Source organism: Paenirhodobacter huangdaonensis (genome assembly GCF_004022465.1).
GTDB lineage: Bacteria > Pseudomonadota > Alphaproteobacteria > Rhodobacterales > Rhodobacteraceae > Rhodobacter > Rhodobacter huangdaonensis.
In genome coordinates, this window is sequence record NZ_SAVA01000013.1 from 41,999 (window position 1) to 57,094 (window position 15,096).

Consider the following 15,096-nt stretch of genomic DNA (forward strand, 5'->3'; position numbering starts at 1 on the left):
TCTGGCGCTACGGAACCGCAACGAAGGGATCCACGCTTTGGCACGTATTGCTGGCGTCAACATTCCGACCGGGAAACGCGTCCCGATCGCTCTTCAGTACATCCACGGCATCGGCCCGATGTTCGCCACCAAGATCGTCGAGGCCGTCGGCATCGATCCGACCCGCCGCGTGAACGATCTGACCGACGCCGAAGTGCTCGCCATCCGCGAATACATCGACGCCAACCTCACGGTCGAGGGCGACCTGCGCCGTGAAGTGTCGATGAACATCAAGCGTCTGATGGACCTCGGCTGCTACCGCGGCCTGCGTCACCGCAAGAACCTTCCGGTTCGCGGCCAGCGCACCCACACCAACGCTCGTACCCGCAAGGGCCCGGCCAAGCCGATCGCCGGCAAGAAGAAGTAAGGGGAGGCTGAGACAATGGCTCGCGACAAGACCCGCGTTAAGCGCAAAGAGCGCAAGAACATCGCCGCTGGCGTTGTTCACGTGAACTCCTCGTTCAACAACACCAAGATCCTGATCTCGGACGTGCAGGGCAACGCCATCTCGTGGTCGTCCTCGGGCACCATGGGCTTCAAGGGGTCGCGGAAATCGACCCCCTACGCCGCCCAGATGGCCGCCGAAGACGCTGCCAAGAAGGCGCAGGACCACGGTCTGAAGACCGTCGACGTCGAAGTGCAGGGCCCCGGTTCGGGCCGTGAGTCGGCGCTGCGCGCGCTGGCCGCCGTCGGCCTCACGATCACCTCGATCCGTGACGTGACCCCGATCGCGCACAACGGCTGCCGCCCGCCGAAGCGTCGCCGCGTCTGATCTGATTATTACCGATCGGGCCGTGCGGGGGATCCCCGTGCGGCCCGGTCGCTTACGTTTTTAACCTCGGGCGTTCCGCGCTTACGGACATGGGCACGGGACAGGTATGGAGGCAGAACGCATGATCCACAAGAATTGGGCCGAACTCATCAAGCCGACGCAGCTTGAAGTCAAGCCGGGCAACGACCCGCAGCGTCAGGCGACGGTGATCGCCGAACCGCTGGAGCGTGGCTTTGGCCTCACGCTCGGCAACGCGCTGCGGCGTGTGCTGATGTCGTCGCTGCAGGGCGCCGCGATCACCTCGGTGCAGATCGACAACGTGCTGCACGAGTTCTCTTCGGTCGCCGGCGTGCGCGAAGATGTCACCGACATCATCCTGAACCTGAAGGGCGTTTCGCTCAAGATGGACGTCGAGGGGCCGAAGCGGCTGTCGATCTCGGCGAAGGGGCCGGGCGTCGTCACCGGCGGTGACATCTCGGAATCGGCCGGCATCGAGGTCTTGAACAAGGACCACGTGATCTGCCACCTCGACGATGGCGCCGACCTGTTCATGGAACTCACCGTGAACACCGGCAAGGGCTATGTCGCGGCCGACAAGAACAAGCCGGAAGATGCGCCGATCGGCCTGATCGCGATCGACGCGATCTATTCGCCGGTGAAGAAGGTCGCCTACGAAGTCCAGCCCACCCGCGAGGGCCAGGTGCTCGACTACGACAAGCTGACGATGAAGATCGAGACGAACGGCGCGCTGACCCCCGAGGACGCCGTGGCCTATGCCGCGCGCATCCTGCAGGACCAGCTGAGCATCTTCGTCAACTTCGAGGAACCGGAATCGGCCTCGAAGCAGGACGCGGAAGACGGGCTCGAGTTCAACCCGCTGCTGCTCAAGAAGGTCGACGAGCTGGAGCTGTCGGTCCGTTCGGCGAACTGCCTGAAGAACGACAACATCGTCTACATCGGCGATCTGATCCAGAAGACCGAAGCCGAGATGCTGCGCACCCCGAACTTCGGCCGCAAGTCGCTGAACGAGATCAAGGAAGTGCTCTCGGGCATGGGCCTGCACCTCGGCATGGAAGTCGAGGACTGGCCGCCGGAGAACATCGAGGACCTGGCGAAGCGCTTCGAGGACCAGTTCTGAGCGCTGCCGCTTGACTCTTCCGGGGGGCGTGGATTACACGCCCCCCATTCAATGCCCGGGGTGCCGGGGAAAACATGGGCATGATGCCCCAACGACGCACCGTCCAACGCAGGCGGCGCAACACAAAGCAAAACGCAATTTCGGAGAAGACCCATGCGTCACGCCCGCGGCTATCGCCGTCTGAACCGCACCGCCGAACACCGCAAAGCGCTGTTCGCCAACATGTCGGGCTCGCTGATCGAGCACGAACAGATCAAGACCACCCTGCCGAAGGCGAAGGAACTGCACCCGGTCGTCGAGAAGCTGATCACCCTCGCCAAGCGCGGTGATCTGCACGCCCGTCGCCAGGCCGCGGCCATGCTGAAGGAAGACAAGGACGTCGCGAAGCTGTTCGACGTTCTCGCCGCGCGCTACAAGGACCGTCAGGGCGGCTACACCCGCGTCCTGAAGGCCGGCTTCCGCTATGGCGACATGGCGCCGATGGCGATCATCGAATTCGTCGACCGTGACCACTCGGCCAAGGGCGCTGCCGACAAGGCCCGCCTCGAGGCCGAAGAGGCCGCCGAAGACTGATCCTTTCCCGCGAGGGAAGGCCGGAAATCCCGCCCCTTGGGCGGGATTTTTTGTTTCCGGGCAATCATGTTGATCGGCGCGATGGCCCCTCAAAGTTGATCGGCCGGATACAATTCCCAGTTGATTCTTTTGCCGCGCGCCTGTCTAAAAAGACATGTCCATTCATGTCGACATCAACAAATGCCTTGCCGAGCTTGGCCGTCTCGCACCGGACGGCTATTTCGTCGGCCTGCATATCCGCTTCGCCGCCCCGATCATGCAGTTCCAGACCTATCCCGAGGCCTGGAGCGAGCATTACACGCGCGAAGCCTATGCGCTGCGTGACCCGACCATCGCCTGGGGCTTCTCGACCGAGGGCGCCTCGCGCTGGAGCGAGTTCACCCTGCCGGACCCGTTCAACATTCTCGGAGAGGCGCGGAAATTCGGCCTGAACTACGGGCTGACCGTCTCTTGCGGACCGATCAGCTCGCGCACGATCGCGAGCTTCACCCGCCGCGACCGGGAATTCACCAATGACGAGATTGTCGCGATCTCGCACCAGATCCGGCGACTGCATGACATTACACAGCCGCCGGAGAGCCTGACGAAGGCTCAGATCGAGGCCCTGCGGTGTATCGCTGCAGGGGACCGACATGCCGCTGCCGCTGCAAAACTCGGAATCTCGGAAAGCGCGCTCAAGGCCCGGCTCCTGTCTGCTCGGGAACGGCTGATGGCGCGCACCACTGCCGAAACCATTCAGAGAGCGAAGGAGTACCGGCTGCTGTAGGTCCCTTTGCAACGGTCCGCCCCGGGCATAGCTGCCAACCCGGAGAAAGACCATGCAGACCACTACCCTGTCCTTTGCCAACATGCACAATTACGGCGAGCTTTTCGCAAACCTGTTTCGCGCACGGCGGCAAAGCTTCATCGTCCAGAAGAACTGGGACCTGCCCGAAGAGATGGGCATGGAGTTCGACCAGTACGACACCCCGCAAAGCCGCTGGATCGCGATCCACGACTTCGGCCACGTGCTGGCCGGTATGCGGCTGACGCCGACCACGGCGCGCTGCGGCATCTACAGCTACATGATCCGCGACGCGCAAAAGGGGCTGCTCGGCGGCTCCATCCCCTCCGATCTGCTCTTCGACGAGGCGCCCGTCTCGCCGCAGATCTGGGAGAGCACGCGGGTGTTCGTCTCGCACGACATCCCGCAGAGCCTGCGCCGCAAGGTGCATTTCCGCCTCGCCGAAACGATGACCAGTGCCGCGCGTGAACTGGGCGCGACGAAGCTGATCGCGCTGACCGCGGCGAACTGGCCGCGCTGGTACGGGCGCTGCGGCCTTGCCGCCGAAGCGATCGGCCGGCCGATGTTCATCGACGACGGCGATTATCAGTGCGTCTCGATCGACCTGAGCGGCAAGATGCACTGAGCGGCTCCGATGCGGGGGCGGGCCTTCGGGCCCGCTCCGATCCGGCCCCCCTTCCGTCCCCGGCCCGGGGGCGATACTGTGGGCCACCATGTCCGACCTTTTCGACAGCCCCTCCCAGGAGCCCGCGCGCGAGGCGCCGCGCCCGCTCGCGGACAAGATCCGTCCGCAACACCTCTCTGAGGTGATCGGGCAGGAGCATGTGCTTGGCCCCGAGGCGCCGCTTGGCGCGATGCTGGCGGCGGGATCGCTGTCGTCGATCATCCTGTGGGGCCCGCCCGGCGTCGGCAAGACGACGATCGCCCGGCTTCTGGCGTCCGAAACCGACCGCGCCTTCGTGCAGATCTCGGCGATCTTCACCGGCGTGCCGGAGCTGCGCAAGGTGTTCGAGACGGCAAAGCTGCGCTTCTCGCAGGGCAAGGGCACGCTGCTCTTCGTCGACGAGATCCACCGCTTCAACAAGGCGCAGCAGGACAGTTTCCTGCCCTACATGGAGGATGGCACCATCCTTCTGGTGGGCGCCACCACCGAGAACCCGAGCTTCGAGCTGAACGCCGCCGTGCTGTCGCGCGCGCAGGTGCTGATCCTCGAGCGGCTGAGCCTGGCAAGCCTCGAGCGCCTCGCGCAGCGCGCCGAGAAGGCGCTCGGCCGGGCGCTGCCGCTCAAGGCACCGGCGCGCGAGGCGCTGCTCGAGATGGCCGATGGCGACGGGCGGGCGCTGTTGAACCTGATCGAGCAGGTGATGGCCTGGAAGATCGCGGCGCCGCTTGACACCGAGGCGCTGTCGGCGCGGCTGATGCGGCGGGCGGCGAAATACGACAAGTCGGGCGACGAGCATTACAACCTGATCTCGGCGCTGCACAAATCGGTGCGGGGGTCCGATCCGGATGCGGCGCTCTACTGGTATGCGCGGATGCTCGAGGGCGGCGAGGACCCGCGCTATCTTGCCCGGCGGCTGGTGCGGATGGCGGTCGAGGATATCGCCCTTGCCGATCCGCAGGCGCAGACCGTGTGCCTGCACGCCTGGGAAACCTACGAGCGCCTCGGCTCGCCCGAGGGCGAGCTCGCGCTTGCCCAGGCGGTGATCTATCTTGCGCTCGCACCGAAATCGAACGCCGGCTACATCGCCTACAAGGCGGCGCGGGCGGCGGCGAAGAAGACAGGTTCGGAACCGCCGCCGCGCCACATCCTGAACGCGCCGACGCGGCTGATGGAAGAACAGGGCTTCGGCGCCGGCTATCAATACGACCACGACGCCGAGGACGGCTTCTCGGGGCAGAACTACTTCCCCGAGACGATGAAGCGGCCGATCTTCTATGCGCCGGTCGAGCGCGGCTTCGAGCGCGAGCTGAAGAAGCGCGTCGACTGGTTCGCGAAGCTGCGCGACAAGCGCAAAACTTGACATTCCGCCCCCCGGAGGCTTTGAGGGCGGCAAAGGAGAGACCGATGCTGTCCACCGTTTTCCAGGTCGCGCTCGGAGGGGCCATCGGCGCCTCGGCGCGCTACCTCTCGGGCGTGGCGATCCTGCGTTCGTTCGGTCCGCAGACGATTCCGCTCGGGGTGATCTTCGTGAACATCCTCGGCTCCTTCGTCATGGGGGCGCTGGTGACCTTCCTGGGGCAGAAGGAATTGACGCACTGGAACGCCTTTCTCGCGACGGGCATTCTCGGTGGCTTCACCACCTTCTCCTCCTTCTCGCTCGAGGCCTGGACGCTGATCGAGCGGGGCGATGTGGGCCATGCGGCCTTTTATGTGTTTGCCTCCGTGGGCGCGGCGCTGGCCGGTCTGATCTTCGGGGTGCATCTGATGAGATGGGTATTGGCATGAGCGCTGTGCAGACGATCCGGGTGACCGAGGCCGAGGGCGAAAGCCGCCTCGACCGCTGGCTGAAGAAGCACTTCCCGCAGCTGACGCAGGGTGCGATCGAGAAGATGTGCCGCAAGGGCGAGCTGCGCGTCGATGGCGGCCGGGTCAAGGCGAACAGCCGCGTCGCGCCGGGGCAGGAGGTGCGGGTGCCGCCGCTGCCCGACGCCGCCGCGCTGCTGCGCCGCGCCGACGAGCGCCGCGAGGGGCTGCAGATCTCGGATGCCGATGCCGAGATGATCCAGTCCTGCGTGCTGTGGAAAGACGAGCACATCATCGCGCTGAACAAGCCGCCGGGGCTGCCCTCTCAGGGCGGCTCGGGGCAGGGCGACCGGCATGTCGACGGTCTGCTCGATGCGCTGCGCTTCGGCTACAAGGACCGGCCGAAGATGGTGCACCGGCTCGACAAGGACACCTCGGGCGTGCTGCTGATCGCGCGCACCGACCGCATCGCGCGGCATCTGTCCGAGGCCTTCCGGCTGAAGACCACGCGCAAGATCTATTGGGCGGCGGTCGCCGGTGTGCCGAACCCGAAGATGGGCACGGTGCGCTATGGCCTCGTCAAGGCGCCGGGTCATGGCCGCGGCGGCGAGGGCGAGAAGATGATCTGCATCCACCCCTCGAAGGTCGACGCGACCGAGGGGGCGAAACGCGCCACCACCGATTATGCCGTGCTCGATTCGCTCGGCACGCGGGTGAGCTGGGTCGCGCTGGTGCCGATCACCGGCCGCACCCACCAGCTGCGCGCGCACATGGCCGAGATGGGCCATCCGATCATCGGCGACGGCAAATATGGCGGCTCGGGGCAGGAGAACCTGGGCGACGGCTGGGGCGCACAGCTCGGCGGCGAGATCTCGCGCAAGCTGCACCTGCATGCGCGCCAGATCAGCTTCGACCACCCGATCACCAAGAAGCGCATCACCGTGGTCGCGCCCTTGCCCGATCACATGAAGCGCACCTGGAAGACGCTCGGCTGGTACGAGAACGACGTGCCCGCCGACCCGTTCGAGGAGCTTGAATGAAGCTCGTCATCTTCGACGTCGACGGCACGCTCTCGGACAGCGCGGCGCAGATCTGCGCCTCGATGGACTGGGGCTTCTCGCAGCTTGGCCTGCCGGTGCCCTCGCGCGCCGCGACGCTGTCGATTGTCGGGCTGTCGCTGCCCGAGGCGGTGGCGCGGCTGGTGCCCGAGCTGCCCGCGGCGACGCGCGCCGAGATCGTCGAGTTCTACAAGAAAAGCTATCAGGACCGCCGCATCGCGCAGCCGGCGCCGCTGTTTGCCGGCGCGGCCGAGACGCTTGACCGGCTGTCCGGGCGCGAAGACCTGCTGCTGGGCGTGGCGACGGGCAAGTCGCGGCGCGGGCTTGACGCGCTGCTGGCGCATCACGGGCTTGCCGGCACCTTCTTCACCCGGCAGGTGGCGGACGATCACCCCTCGAAGCCGCATCCGTCGATGGTGCTGACGGCGCTCGCCGATGCCGGTGCCGATCCGGCCGAGGCGGTGATGATCGGCGACACCACCTATGACATCGAGATGGGGCGCGCCGCGGGCGTGGCCACCATCGGCGTGCGCTGGGGCTATCACCCGGCCGAGGATCTTGTGGCCGCCGGTGCCGACCGGCTGGTCGGGGATTTCGCCGCGCTCGAGGCGGCGGTGGACGAGCTTCTGGGAGGATGCGCATGAGTGGCTGGGCACCGAAACGGTTCTGGACATCGGCCGAGGTCGCCGAGGCGCCGGGCGGCTTTGCCGTCACCCTCGACGGGCGGCATGTGAAGACCCCGGCGAAGGCGCCGCTCGTCGTGCCGAGCCGGGCGCTCGCCGAGGCGATCGCGCGTGAATGGCAGGCGCAGGACGAGAAGATCGACCCGGCGACGATGCCGGTGACCCGCGGCGCCAATGCCGCGATCGACAAGGTGCGGACCCAGCACGCCGAGGTTGCCGCACTGATCGCCGACTATGGCGGCACCGACCTTCTGTGCTATCGCGCCGAGGCCCCGCGCGAGCTGGTGGCGCGGCAATCCGCGCACTGGGACCCGCTTCTCGACTGGGCCGAGGCGGCGCTTGGCGCGCGGCTGGCGGTGACGCAGGGCGTGGTGCCGGTGGCGCAGCCCGAGGCGACGCTGGCGGCGCTTTCGGCCCGCGTCGCGGCGATGGACGAATGGCAGCTTGCCGCGCTGCATGACCTCGTCGGCCTTACCGGCTCGCTCGTTCTGGGCCTTGCGGTGGCCGAGGGCCGGCTGACGGCGGACGAGGCCTGGACGATCGCGCAGATCGACGAGGCCTGGCAGGCCGAGCAATGGGGCGCCGACGACGAGGCCGCCGCGCATGCCGACCGCAAGCGCGCAGCGCTGCTCGATGCCGAACGATTCTGGCGGATGCGTCACGCGCTTTAGGGCGCGGCACCGCCGGCGGGCCATTCGCGCCCATCTTTCGCTCATGTGCCTGAGTTTTGGGCAGGCGACGCGGCGGCGTCGTTCAACTCCTCTTGACCTTTTTTGATGCTTCGGACCAAACTTGGTCACTGGGGGCGACCCCCAAATAACGTTCCAGACCCCACAGGGGCACTTTTGCCGCCGTCCGCTGGCGGAAACTCAGGAAGAGGTACACATGAAGAAATCGGTATTCTTCGGCACGCTGATGGCGGCCGGTCTGACCGCGGGCATCGCTTCGGCGACCACGCTCGAGGACGTCAAGGCCCGCGGCGTGCTGAACTGCGGCGTGAACACCGGCCTCGTGGGCTTCGCCGCTCCCGATGCCAACGGCAACTGGTCTGGCTTCGACGTCGCGATCTGCAAGGCCGTCGCGGCCGCGGTCCTGGGCGACCCGACGAAGGTCAAATACGTGCCGACCACCGGCCAGACCCGCTTCACCGCGCTGACCTCGGGCGAGGTCGACCTGCTTTCCCGCAACAGCACCTGGACCTTCTCGCGCGATACCGACCTGAAGATGGATTTCGCCGGCGTGAACTACTACGACGGCCAGGGCTTCATGGTGCGCAAGGACAGCGGCATCACCTCCGCCAAGGAGCTCGACGGCGCCTCGGTCTGCATCCAGACCGGCACCACCACCGAGATGAACCTCGCCGACTATTTCAAGGCGAACAACATGACCTATCAGCCGATCGCGGTTGATTCGAACGCCGAAGGCGAACAGCAGTATCTGGCCGGCGCCTGCGACGCCTATACCACCGACGCCTCGGGCCTGGCCGCCACCCGCGCCGCCTATGCCGATCCGGAAAACCACGTCATCCTGCCGGAAATCATCTCGAAGGAACCGCTCGGGCCGGCCGTGCGCCATGGCGACAACCAGTGGGGCGACATCGTGCGCTGGACCCTCTTCGCGCTGATCGCGGCGGAGGAATACGGCATCACCTCGGCCAATATCGACGAGCTCGCCAAGGGCACCGAGAACCCGGAGATCAACCGCATCCTCGGCGTCGACGGCGATCTCGGGCCGATGACCGGTCTCGAGAAGGACTGGGCCGTGAAGGCGATCAAGGCCGGCGGCAACTATGGCGAGATCTTCGCCGCCACCATCGGCGAGTCGACCCCGATCGGTCTCGCCCGTGGTCTGAACGCGCAGTGGACCCAGGGCGGGCTGATGTACGCCCCGCCGTTCCGCTGAGCCAGCACTCGCAAGGGGCGTCGCACCGCGGCGCCCCTCTGCCATGAAAAGCAAACCTGCCGGCGGGGCCTGACCCCACCTCACACGGGCAAAAGCCCGGACACCGGACAGGAACAGGGGATACACCATGACCAGCGCATCCGACGCGCCGGACCGAGGGTTCCGGCTCAGTCAGCTTATCTACGATACCCGCTATCGCTCGCTCACCATCCAGGTCATCGTGCTGATCGTGGTGATGGGGGCGGCGGGCTGGCTCGTCGACAACACGATCCAGAACCTCAGGGTCCTCGGCAAGGATTTCAACTTCGGCTTCCTTGACAACCGTGCGGGCTATGACATTGCGCAGCACCTGATCCCCTACAGCAACGACAGCACCCATGCGCGGGCAATGCTGGTCGGGCTGCTGAACACGATCTGGGTATCGCTGCTTGGCTGCGCCACGGCGACGCTGATCGGCATCTTCGTCGGCGTGCTGCGGCTGTCGAAGAACTGGCTCGTCGCGCGGCTGATGACCGTCTATGTCGAGACCTTCCGCAACGTGCCGGTGCTGCTGTGGATCCTCGTCGCGATGGCGGTGCTGACCGAGATCACGCCGGCGCCGAATGCCTATAAGGTGAACCCGGCGACCGGCGAGGCAAGCACCTCGATGCTGCTCTTCGACTCCGTCGCCTTCACCAACCGCTACACCGCCATTCCTTCGGCAAGCTTCGATCGCTCGCTCGGCGTGATCGACACCGCACTGGCGCCGGTCTCGCTCAACGTGCTGGCGATCATCCTGGTGCTGGCGGGCTCGATCTGGGTGAACCGCAGGCTGCTTGCCCATGCGAAGGTCGTGCAGGACGCCAGCGGCGTCCGGCCGGTGACCTGGTGGAAAAGCCTGCTGATCCTCGCCGGCCCGCTCATCGCGCTGCTGGCGGTGCTCGGCTTCCAGATCCACGGGCCGGTGCTCAAGGGCTTCAACTTCATCGGCGGCACCAATGTGTCGAATGCCTTCGTCGCGCTCTGGGCGGGGCTGTCGCTCTATACCGGCGCCTTCATCGCCGAGATCGTGCGCGCCGGCATCCTCGCGATCTCCAAGGGCCAGACCGAAGCCGCCTTTGCGCTTGGCCTGCGGCCCGGCAGGACGATGCGTCTGGTGATCCTGCCGCAGGCGCTGCGGGTGATCGTGCCGCCGCTGATCTCGCAGTTCCTGAACCTGACGAAGAACTCCTCCCTCGCCATCGCGGTCGGCTACATGGACCTGCGCGGCACGCTCGGCGGTATCACGCTGAACCAGACCGGCCGCGAACTCGAGGCGATCTTGCTGATGATGCTGATCTACCTCGCGATCTCGCTGGTGATCTCGGGGGTGATGAACTTCTACAACCACAAGGTCCGGCTGAAGGAGCGCTGAGATGAGTGAACCGTCGCACAGTGCCGTCTTCGTCCGGAAGACGATGCTTCCCCCCGAACCCGCGCCCGCGCGGCAGACGGGGCTGTCGAAATGGGTGCGCGAGAACCTGTTCTCGGGCTGGCTGAACACGGTGCTCACCCTCGCGGGGATCGCCGTGATCTGGGGCCTTGTCAGCCATTTCTATCCCTGGTTCCGCCATGGCGTGTGGGCCGCAAACTCGCTGCCCGAGTGCCGGCAGATCATCGCCGAGCGCTGGGGCGAGGGCGCGACCGGCGCCTGCTGGGCGGTGATCCGCTCGCGCTGGACGCAGTTCATCTTCGGCTTCTACCCGCCCGAGCTGTTCTGGCGCCCGGTGCTGACCTTCGGGCTGATGCTCGTCGCGGTGGCGCCGGTGCTGTTCACCCAGCTGCCGCGGGGGATGCTGAAATTCTCGGCCGTGTTCCCGCTGCTCGCCATCTGGCTGCTCTGGGGCGGCTCGATCTGGCCGGTGGCGATGATCGCCGCGGGCTTTGCCGCGGGCTTCCTCGTGGCGCGGGTCCTGGCCCGCTGGGGGGCGATCCTCGCGATCTTCGGGGCCGTCGTTGCAGCGGTGCTGTTCTGGCTTTTCGTGCCGGGCCCGGTCGATGAGATCCTCGGCCGGGTTGCGCCGATCGCGCTTGAACCCGTGGCCTCGCGCCAGTTCGGCGGTTTCCTGCTCGCCATCACGCTCGGCGCCGGCGGCATCGCGATGTCGCTGCCGCTCGGCATCCTGCTGGCGCTCGGCCGACAGTCGGACATGTTCCTGATCAAGACCTTCTCGATCATGTTCATCGAGTTCATCCGTGGCGTGCCGCTGATCACGCTGCTGTTCGTGGCCTCGCTTCTGCTGAACTACTTCCTGCCGCCGGGCACCAACTTCGACATCATCTTGCGGGTGATGATCCTCGTCACGCTGTTCTCGGCCGCCTATATCGCCGAGGTGATCCGCGGCGGGCTCGCGGCGCTGCCGCGCGGCCAGTACGAGGCGGCCGATGCGCTCGGCCTCGACTACTGGAAGGCGCAGCGGCTGGTGATCTTGCCGCAGGCGCTGAAGATCTCGATCCCGGGGATCGTCTCGACCTTCATCGGCATGTTCAAGGACACCACGCTCGTCACCTTCGTGGGCCTGTTCGAGCCACTGAAATCCATCCCCGATTCGATCCGCGCCGACATCGCCTGGAAGGGCACCTACTGGGAGCACTTCATCTTCGTCGGCGCCATCTTCTTCATCCTCAACTTCAGCATGTCGCGCTACTCGATGTATCTCGAGCGCAAGCTGAAGCGTGACCATCGCTAAGGAGTTCCCCCATGTCGGAACCGCACATCGAGCGCCCCGTCGACCGCAGCAAGCTGCAGGTCTCGGACGAGGTGGCGATCCAGATCGAGAACATGAACAAGTGGTACGGGGCGTTCCACGTGCTGCGCGACGTCAATCTGACGGTGAACCGGGGCGAGCGGATCGTCATTGCCGGGCCCTCGGGCTCGGGCAAGTCGACGCTGATCCGCTGCATCAACCGGCTCGAGGAACATCAGTCGGGCAAGATCATCGTCGACGGCACCGAGCTGACCTCGGATCTGAAGAACATCGACAAGGTGCGCTCGGAAGTGGGGATGGTGTTCCAGCACTTCAACCTGTTCCCGCATCTGACGATTCTCGAGAACTGCACGCTGGCGCCGATCTGGGTGCGCAAGGTGCCGAAGAAGGAAGCCGAGGAAACGGCGATGCATTTCCTCGAGAAGGTGAAGATCCCCGAGCAGGCGCACAAGTATCCCGGCATGCTCTCGGGCGGGCAGCAGCAGCGCGTGGCGATCGCGCGCTCGCTGTGCATGCGGCCGCGGATCATGCTCTTTGACGAGCCGACCTCGGCGCTTGATCCCGAGATGATCAAGGAGGTGCTCGACACGATGATCGAGCTTGCCGAGGAGGGGATGACGATGCTGTGCGTGACGCATGAGATGGGGTTCGCGCAGGCGGTGGCGAACCGGGTGATCTTCATGGCCGACGGCCAGATCATCGAGCAGAACAACCCTTTCGACTTCTTCAACAACCCGCAGTCGGAGCGGACGAAGCAGTTCCTGAGCCAGATCCTCGGGCATTGAGCCCGGGGCAGGGAGGGGGCGCTGCCCCCTCTGCGCCTGTGGCGCATTCACCCCCGAGGTATTTCCGGCAAGGCGAAAGCCATGAAGGAAGGCCGGGAGGGGATGGCAGGGGCGCTTCGGCGCCCTTATTGCTTGCGGTTCGACGGGGTGAAGAAGTCGAAGAGCGAGCCCCGGCCCGGGTGCACCTGTGACCAGCGGTCGATCTGGAAGTCGATCACCGCCGTCGCGCAGGTCGGGAACTTGCGGAAGTCGGGATCGAAGACCGGACGCGCCGGCAGGCGTGCGGCGAAGGCGGCGATGCCGGGGTTGTGGCAGATCATCATCACGGTGGGTGCGGTCGCGGTCTTCAGCACCGAGAGCAGCATGCCCGGATCGGCGTGGTAGAGCTCTTCGATGAAGCGCACTTCGGGCAGCGATTCGAGCACGGCCGATTGCACGCCCGCCCAGGTCTCGCGGGTGCGCAGGGCGGTCGAGCACAGCACCTCTTCGGGTTCGAGATCACGCGAGGCGAGGAAATCGCCAAGTTCGCGCGCCGCCGCCCGGCCGCGCGCGTTCAGCGGGCGGTCGATGTCGGGCGTGTCCGGGTCGTCCCAGCTCGACTTCGCGTGGCGGGTGAGGATCAGGCGACGATAGCCAATCGGGGTCATGCGTGAAAATTCCTCATATGCCAGGCGGATTGCACGGGCAGCCTGCCATAGGATCGGCTGAAGGGGCAAGCCCGGCGCACGGCACATCCGGTGCTGCGGCACGATGTCCCCGCCGGGCGGTCGAGGAAGCCGTGACAGGCCGGCACGTCATAGCCCGCGGGGGTGAGGGCGCCGGCCGGGCAGGCCGTGGCGCAGGGCGCGGCGCAGCCGGTGCAGGGATGGGGCGCGGGGGCAGGCAGGGCGGCGCGGCCGGGCAGCGCGATGGCGCCGCGCAGGCTGGCCCAGAGCCCCATCTGCGGATGCACGAGCAGATGCACGGGCGAGGCGAAGAACTGTCCCGAAGCGAGCGCCCAGCGATAGAACGGGGTGTGCGGCGGCCCGCCGAAGGGAAAGAGGGCGCGCCCGCCATGGTCGGCCGCGATCCGCCCGATCACCCGCGCCGACCAGCGGTCGACCGGATCGGGCGTGCCGTCGGCCCATTCCGGGCCGGCGGTCAGATGCGCCCAGAAACCGGGCTCGGCCGGGGAGAGGAGGAGCAGGGTTTCCTCCCCCTCGTGCAGCCGGCCCGCGACGAAAAGCCGCTCGGCCGCAAGATCGGCGTCGAGGCTCACCGCCGGCGCGGCGCCACCCGCGGCGTGGTCGAACGGATCATCGAGCCCGCGCCGTGCTCGGTGAACAGCTCGAGCAGGCAGGCGTTCGGCACCCGGCCGTCGAGGATGACGACGCCGCGCACGCCTTCCTTCACCGCCTTCAGCGCGGTCTCGACCTTCGGGATCATGCCGCCCGAGATCGTGCCGTCCTCGATCAGCGCGGCGACCTCGTCGGGCGACATCTGGGTGATGACCTCGCCCGCCTTGTTCTTGACGCCGGCGACATCGGTCAGCAGCAGCAGGCGATCGGCCTGCAGCGCCCCGGCGATCGCGCCGGCGGCGGTGTCGCCGTTGACGTTGAAGGTCTCGTTGTCGTTCATGCCGGTGGCGACCGGGGCGATCACCGGGATGATGCCGGCCGCATAGAGATCGCGGATCACCTGCACGTTCATCTCGACCGGGCGGCCGACGAAGCCGAGCTCGGGATCGTCGGCCTCGCACACCATCAGGTCGTCGTCCTTGCCGGAGATGCCGACGGCGCGCCCGCCCTGATCGTTGATCGCCTGCACGATGCGCTTGTTGACGAGGCCCGAAAGGATCATCTCGACCACCTCGACGGTGGCCTTGTCGGTGACGCGCTTGCCGCGCACCCAGTCCGACTTGATGCCGAGCTTGGCCAGCATGTCGTTGATCATCGGCCCGCCGCCATGCACGACGACCGGGTTCATCCCCACCTGCTTCATCAGCACGATGTCGCGGGCGAATTCCGCCATCGCCTCGTCGTCGCCCATGGCATTGCCGCCGAACTTCACGACGACCACGGCGCCGGTGTAGCGCTGCAGGTAGGGAAGCGCCTCGGAGAGGGTCCGGGCGGTGGCGATCCAGTCACGGTCCATGGTCTGCTTTCTCATGATCTGCCCCCGGCAAAAGTC

Annotated in this window: 18 protein-coding genes; 15 read left to right on the plus strand and 3 right to left on the minus strand. The window is 66.4% G+C overall.

What is annotated here, in order from left to right; all coding sequences use genetic code 11:
- Positions 1 to 37 precede the first annotated feature (37 nt).
- The 15 genes from rpsM to EOW66_RS17655 all read left to right on the plus strand — a co-directional run bounded on the left by rpsM (position 38) and on the right by EOW66_RS17655 (position 12,927).
- Entirely contained in the window at positions 38 to 406 is a 369-nt protein-coding gene (gene rpsM, locus EOW66_RS17585) for a 30S ribosomal protein S13 (RefSeq protein WP_128157647.1), read from the plus strand.
- Between the two features lie 15 nt (positions 407 to 421).
- The gene (gene rpsK / locus EOW66_RS17590; RefSeq protein WP_113902068.1) at positions 422 to 811 is read left to right on the plus strand and encodes a 30S ribosomal protein S11; all 390 of its coding nucleotides are present in this window, start codon (positions 422 to 424) and stop codon (positions 809 to 811) included.
- Positions 812 to 932: 121 nt separating this feature from the next.
- On the plus strand, positions 933 to 1,949 hold the full coding sequence (locus EOW66_RS17595; protein WP_121532041.1) for a DNA-directed RNA polymerase subunit alpha: 1,017 nt from the start codon (positions 933 to 935) through the stop codon (positions 1,947 to 1,949).
- A gap of 153 nt (positions 1,950 to 2,102) precedes the next feature.
- Positions 2,103 to 2,522 (plus strand): 50S ribosomal protein L17, encoded by a 420-nt coding sequence (gene rplQ, locus EOW66_RS17600; protein WP_128157649.1) that lies wholly within the window; start codon positions 2,103 to 2,105, stop codon positions 2,520 to 2,522.
- Between the two features lie 154 nt (positions 2,523 to 2,676).
- A complete protein-coding gene (locus tag EOW66_RS17605; RefSeq protein WP_113902071.1) occupies positions 2,677 to 3,288 on the plus strand; it encodes an autoinducer binding domain-containing protein in 612 nt (203 codons plus the stop codon).
- 52 nt (positions 3,289 to 3,340) lie between these two features.
- Positions 3,341 to 3,931, plus strand: a complete 591-nt coding sequence (locus EOW66_RS17610) for an acyl-homoserine-lactone synthase (RefSeq protein WP_113902072.1) — start codon at positions 3,341 to 3,343, stop codon at positions 3,929 to 3,931.
- A gap of 88 nt (positions 3,932 to 4,019) precedes the next feature.
- Complete coding sequence (locus EOW66_RS17615) at positions 4,020 to 5,330, plus strand: replication-associated recombination protein A (protein WP_128157651.1); 1,311 nt, start codon at positions 4,020 to 4,022, stop codon at positions 5,328 to 5,330.
- A 44-nt stretch (positions 5,331 to 5,374) separates the two neighbouring features.
- On the plus strand, positions 5,375 to 5,755 hold the full coding sequence (gene crcB / locus EOW66_RS17620) for a fluoride efflux transporter CrcB (protein WP_128157653.1): 381 nt from the start codon (positions 5,375 to 5,377) through the stop codon (positions 5,753 to 5,755).
- Positions 5,752 to 6,813: an RluA family pseudouridine synthase gene (locus tag EOW66_RS17625; protein WP_121531591.1), complete on the plus strand. Its 1,062-nt coding sequence runs from the start codon at positions 5,752 to 5,754 to the stop codon at positions 6,811 to 6,813. Before crcB ends, EOW66_RS17625 begins: the two co-directional genes overlap by 4 nt.
- Positions 6,810 to 7,475, plus strand: a complete 666-nt coding sequence (locus EOW66_RS17630; protein WP_121531593.1) for an HAD-IA family hydrolase — start codon at positions 6,810 to 6,812, stop codon at positions 7,473 to 7,475. The genes EOW66_RS17625 and EOW66_RS17630 overlap by 4 nt, the downstream gene beginning before the upstream one ends.
- Entirely contained in the window at positions 7,472 to 8,185 is a 714-nt protein-coding gene (locus EOW66_RS17635) for an ATP12 family chaperone protein (protein WP_128157655.1), read from the plus strand. Before EOW66_RS17630 ends, EOW66_RS17635 begins: the two co-directional genes overlap by 4 nt.
- Before the next feature lie 214 nt (positions 8,186 to 8,399).
- A complete protein-coding gene (locus EOW66_RS17640; protein ID WP_113902078.1) occupies positions 8,400 to 9,416 on the plus strand; it encodes an amino acid ABC transporter substrate-binding protein in 1,017 nt (338 codons plus the stop codon).
- A 127-nt stretch (positions 9,417 to 9,543) separates the two neighbouring features.
- Positions 9,544 to 10,809: an amino acid ABC transporter permease gene (locus EOW66_RS17645; protein WP_128157657.1), complete on the plus strand. Its 1,266-nt coding sequence runs from the start codon at positions 9,544 to 9,546 to the stop codon at positions 10,807 to 10,809.
- A 1-nt stretch (position 10,810) separates the two neighbouring features.
- Positions 10,811 to 12,124 (plus strand): amino acid ABC transporter permease, encoded by a 1,314-nt coding sequence (locus EOW66_RS17650; RefSeq protein WP_128157659.1) that lies wholly within the window; start codon positions 10,811 to 10,813, stop codon positions 12,122 to 12,124.
- Positions 12,125 to 12,135: 11 nt separating this feature from the next.
- The gene (locus EOW66_RS17655) at positions 12,136 to 12,927 is read left to right on the plus strand and encodes an amino acid ABC transporter ATP-binding protein (RefSeq protein WP_128157661.1); all 792 of its coding nucleotides are present in this window, start codon (positions 12,136 to 12,138) and stop codon (positions 12,925 to 12,927) included.
- 125 nt (positions 12,928 to 13,052) lie between these two features.
- Here EOW66_RS17655 and EOW66_RS17660 read toward each other — a convergent pair whose 3' ends face one another.
- Genes EOW66_RS17660 through argB form a run of 3 tightly spaced genes read right to left on the minus strand, consistent with a single transcriptional unit; the run spans position 13,053 to position 15,060 of the window.
- Entirely contained in the window at positions 13,053 to 13,574 is a 522-nt protein-coding gene (locus EOW66_RS17660; RefSeq protein WP_128157663.1) for a SixA phosphatase family protein, read from the minus strand.
- Positions 13,571 to 14,185 carry a ferredoxin gene (locus tag EOW66_RS17665; protein ID WP_128157665.1) on the minus strand — a complete coding sequence of 205 codons (615 nt, stop codon included), beginning with the start codon at positions 14,183 to 14,185 and terminating at the stop codon, positions 13,571 to 13,573. Before EOW66_RS17665 ends, EOW66_RS17660 begins: the two co-directional genes overlap by 4 nt.
- Positions 14,182 to 15,060 (minus strand): acetylglutamate kinase, encoded by an 879-nt coding sequence (gene argB, locus EOW66_RS17670; protein ID WP_128157687.1) that lies wholly within the window; start codon positions 15,058 to 15,060, stop codon positions 14,182 to 14,184. The genes EOW66_RS17665 and argB overlap by 4 nt, the downstream gene beginning before the upstream one ends.
- Between the last annotated feature and the right edge of the window lie 36 nt (positions 15,061 to 15,096).

Bases quoted from the DNA above. Each gene is read 5' to 3' on its own strand.
- rpsK (WP_113902068.1), top strand. From the start codon at position 422: ATGGCTCGCGACAAGACCCGCGTTAAGCGCAAAGAGCGCAAGAACATC.
- EOW66_RS17595 (WP_121532041.1), top strand. From the start codon at position 933: ATGATCCACAAGAATTGGGCCGAACTCATCAAGCCGACGCAGCTTGAA.
- rplQ (WP_128157649.1), top strand. From the start codon at position 2,103: ATGCGTCACGCCCGCGGCTATCGCCGTCTGAACCGCACCGCCGAACAC.
- EOW66_RS17605 (WP_113902071.1), top strand. From the start codon at position 2,677: ATGTCCATTCATGTCGACATCAACAAATGCCTTGCCGAGCTTGGCCGT.
- EOW66_RS17610 (WP_113902072.1), top strand. From the start codon at position 3,341: ATGCAGACCACTACCCTGTCCTTTGCCAACATGCACAATTACGGCGAG.
- EOW66_RS17615 (WP_128157651.1), top strand. From the start codon at position 4,020: ATGTCCGACCTTTTCGACAGCCCCTCCCAGGAGCCCGCGCGCGAGGCG.
- crcB (WP_128157653.1), top strand. From the start codon at position 5,375: ATGCTGTCCACCGTTTTCCAGGTCGCGCTCGGAGGGGCCATCGGCGCC.
- EOW66_RS17625 (WP_121531591.1), top strand. From the start codon at position 5,752: ATGAGCGCTGTGCAGACGATCCGGGTGACCGAGGCCGAGGGCGAAAGC.
- EOW66_RS17630 (WP_121531593.1), top strand. From the start codon at position 6,810: ATGAAGCTCGTCATCTTCGACGTCGACGGCACGCTCTCGGACAGCGCG.
- EOW66_RS17635 (WP_128157655.1), top strand. From the start codon at position 7,472: ATGAGTGGCTGGGCACCGAAACGGTTCTGGACATCGGCCGAGGTCGCC.
- EOW66_RS17640 (WP_113902078.1), top strand. From the start codon at position 8,400: ATGAAGAAATCGGTATTCTTCGGCACGCTGATGGCGGCCGGTCTGACC.
- EOW66_RS17645 (WP_128157657.1), top strand. From the start codon at position 9,544: ATGACCAGCGCATCCGACGCGCCGGACCGAGGGTTCCGGCTCAGTCAG.
- EOW66_RS17650 (WP_128157659.1), top strand. From the start codon at position 10,811: ATGAGTGAACCGTCGCACAGTGCCGTCTTCGTCCGGAAGACGATGCTT.
- EOW66_RS17655 (WP_128157661.1), top strand. From the start codon at position 12,136: ATGTCGGAACCGCACATCGAGCGCCCCGTCGACCGCAGCAAGCTGCAG.
- EOW66_RS17660 (WP_128157663.1), bottom strand. From the start codon at position 13,574: ATGACCCCGATTGGCTATCGTCGCCTGATCCTCACCCGCCACGCGAAG.
- argB (WP_128157687.1), bottom strand. From the start codon at position 15,060: ATGGACCGTGACTGGATCGCCACCGCCCGGACCCTCTCCGAGGCGCTT.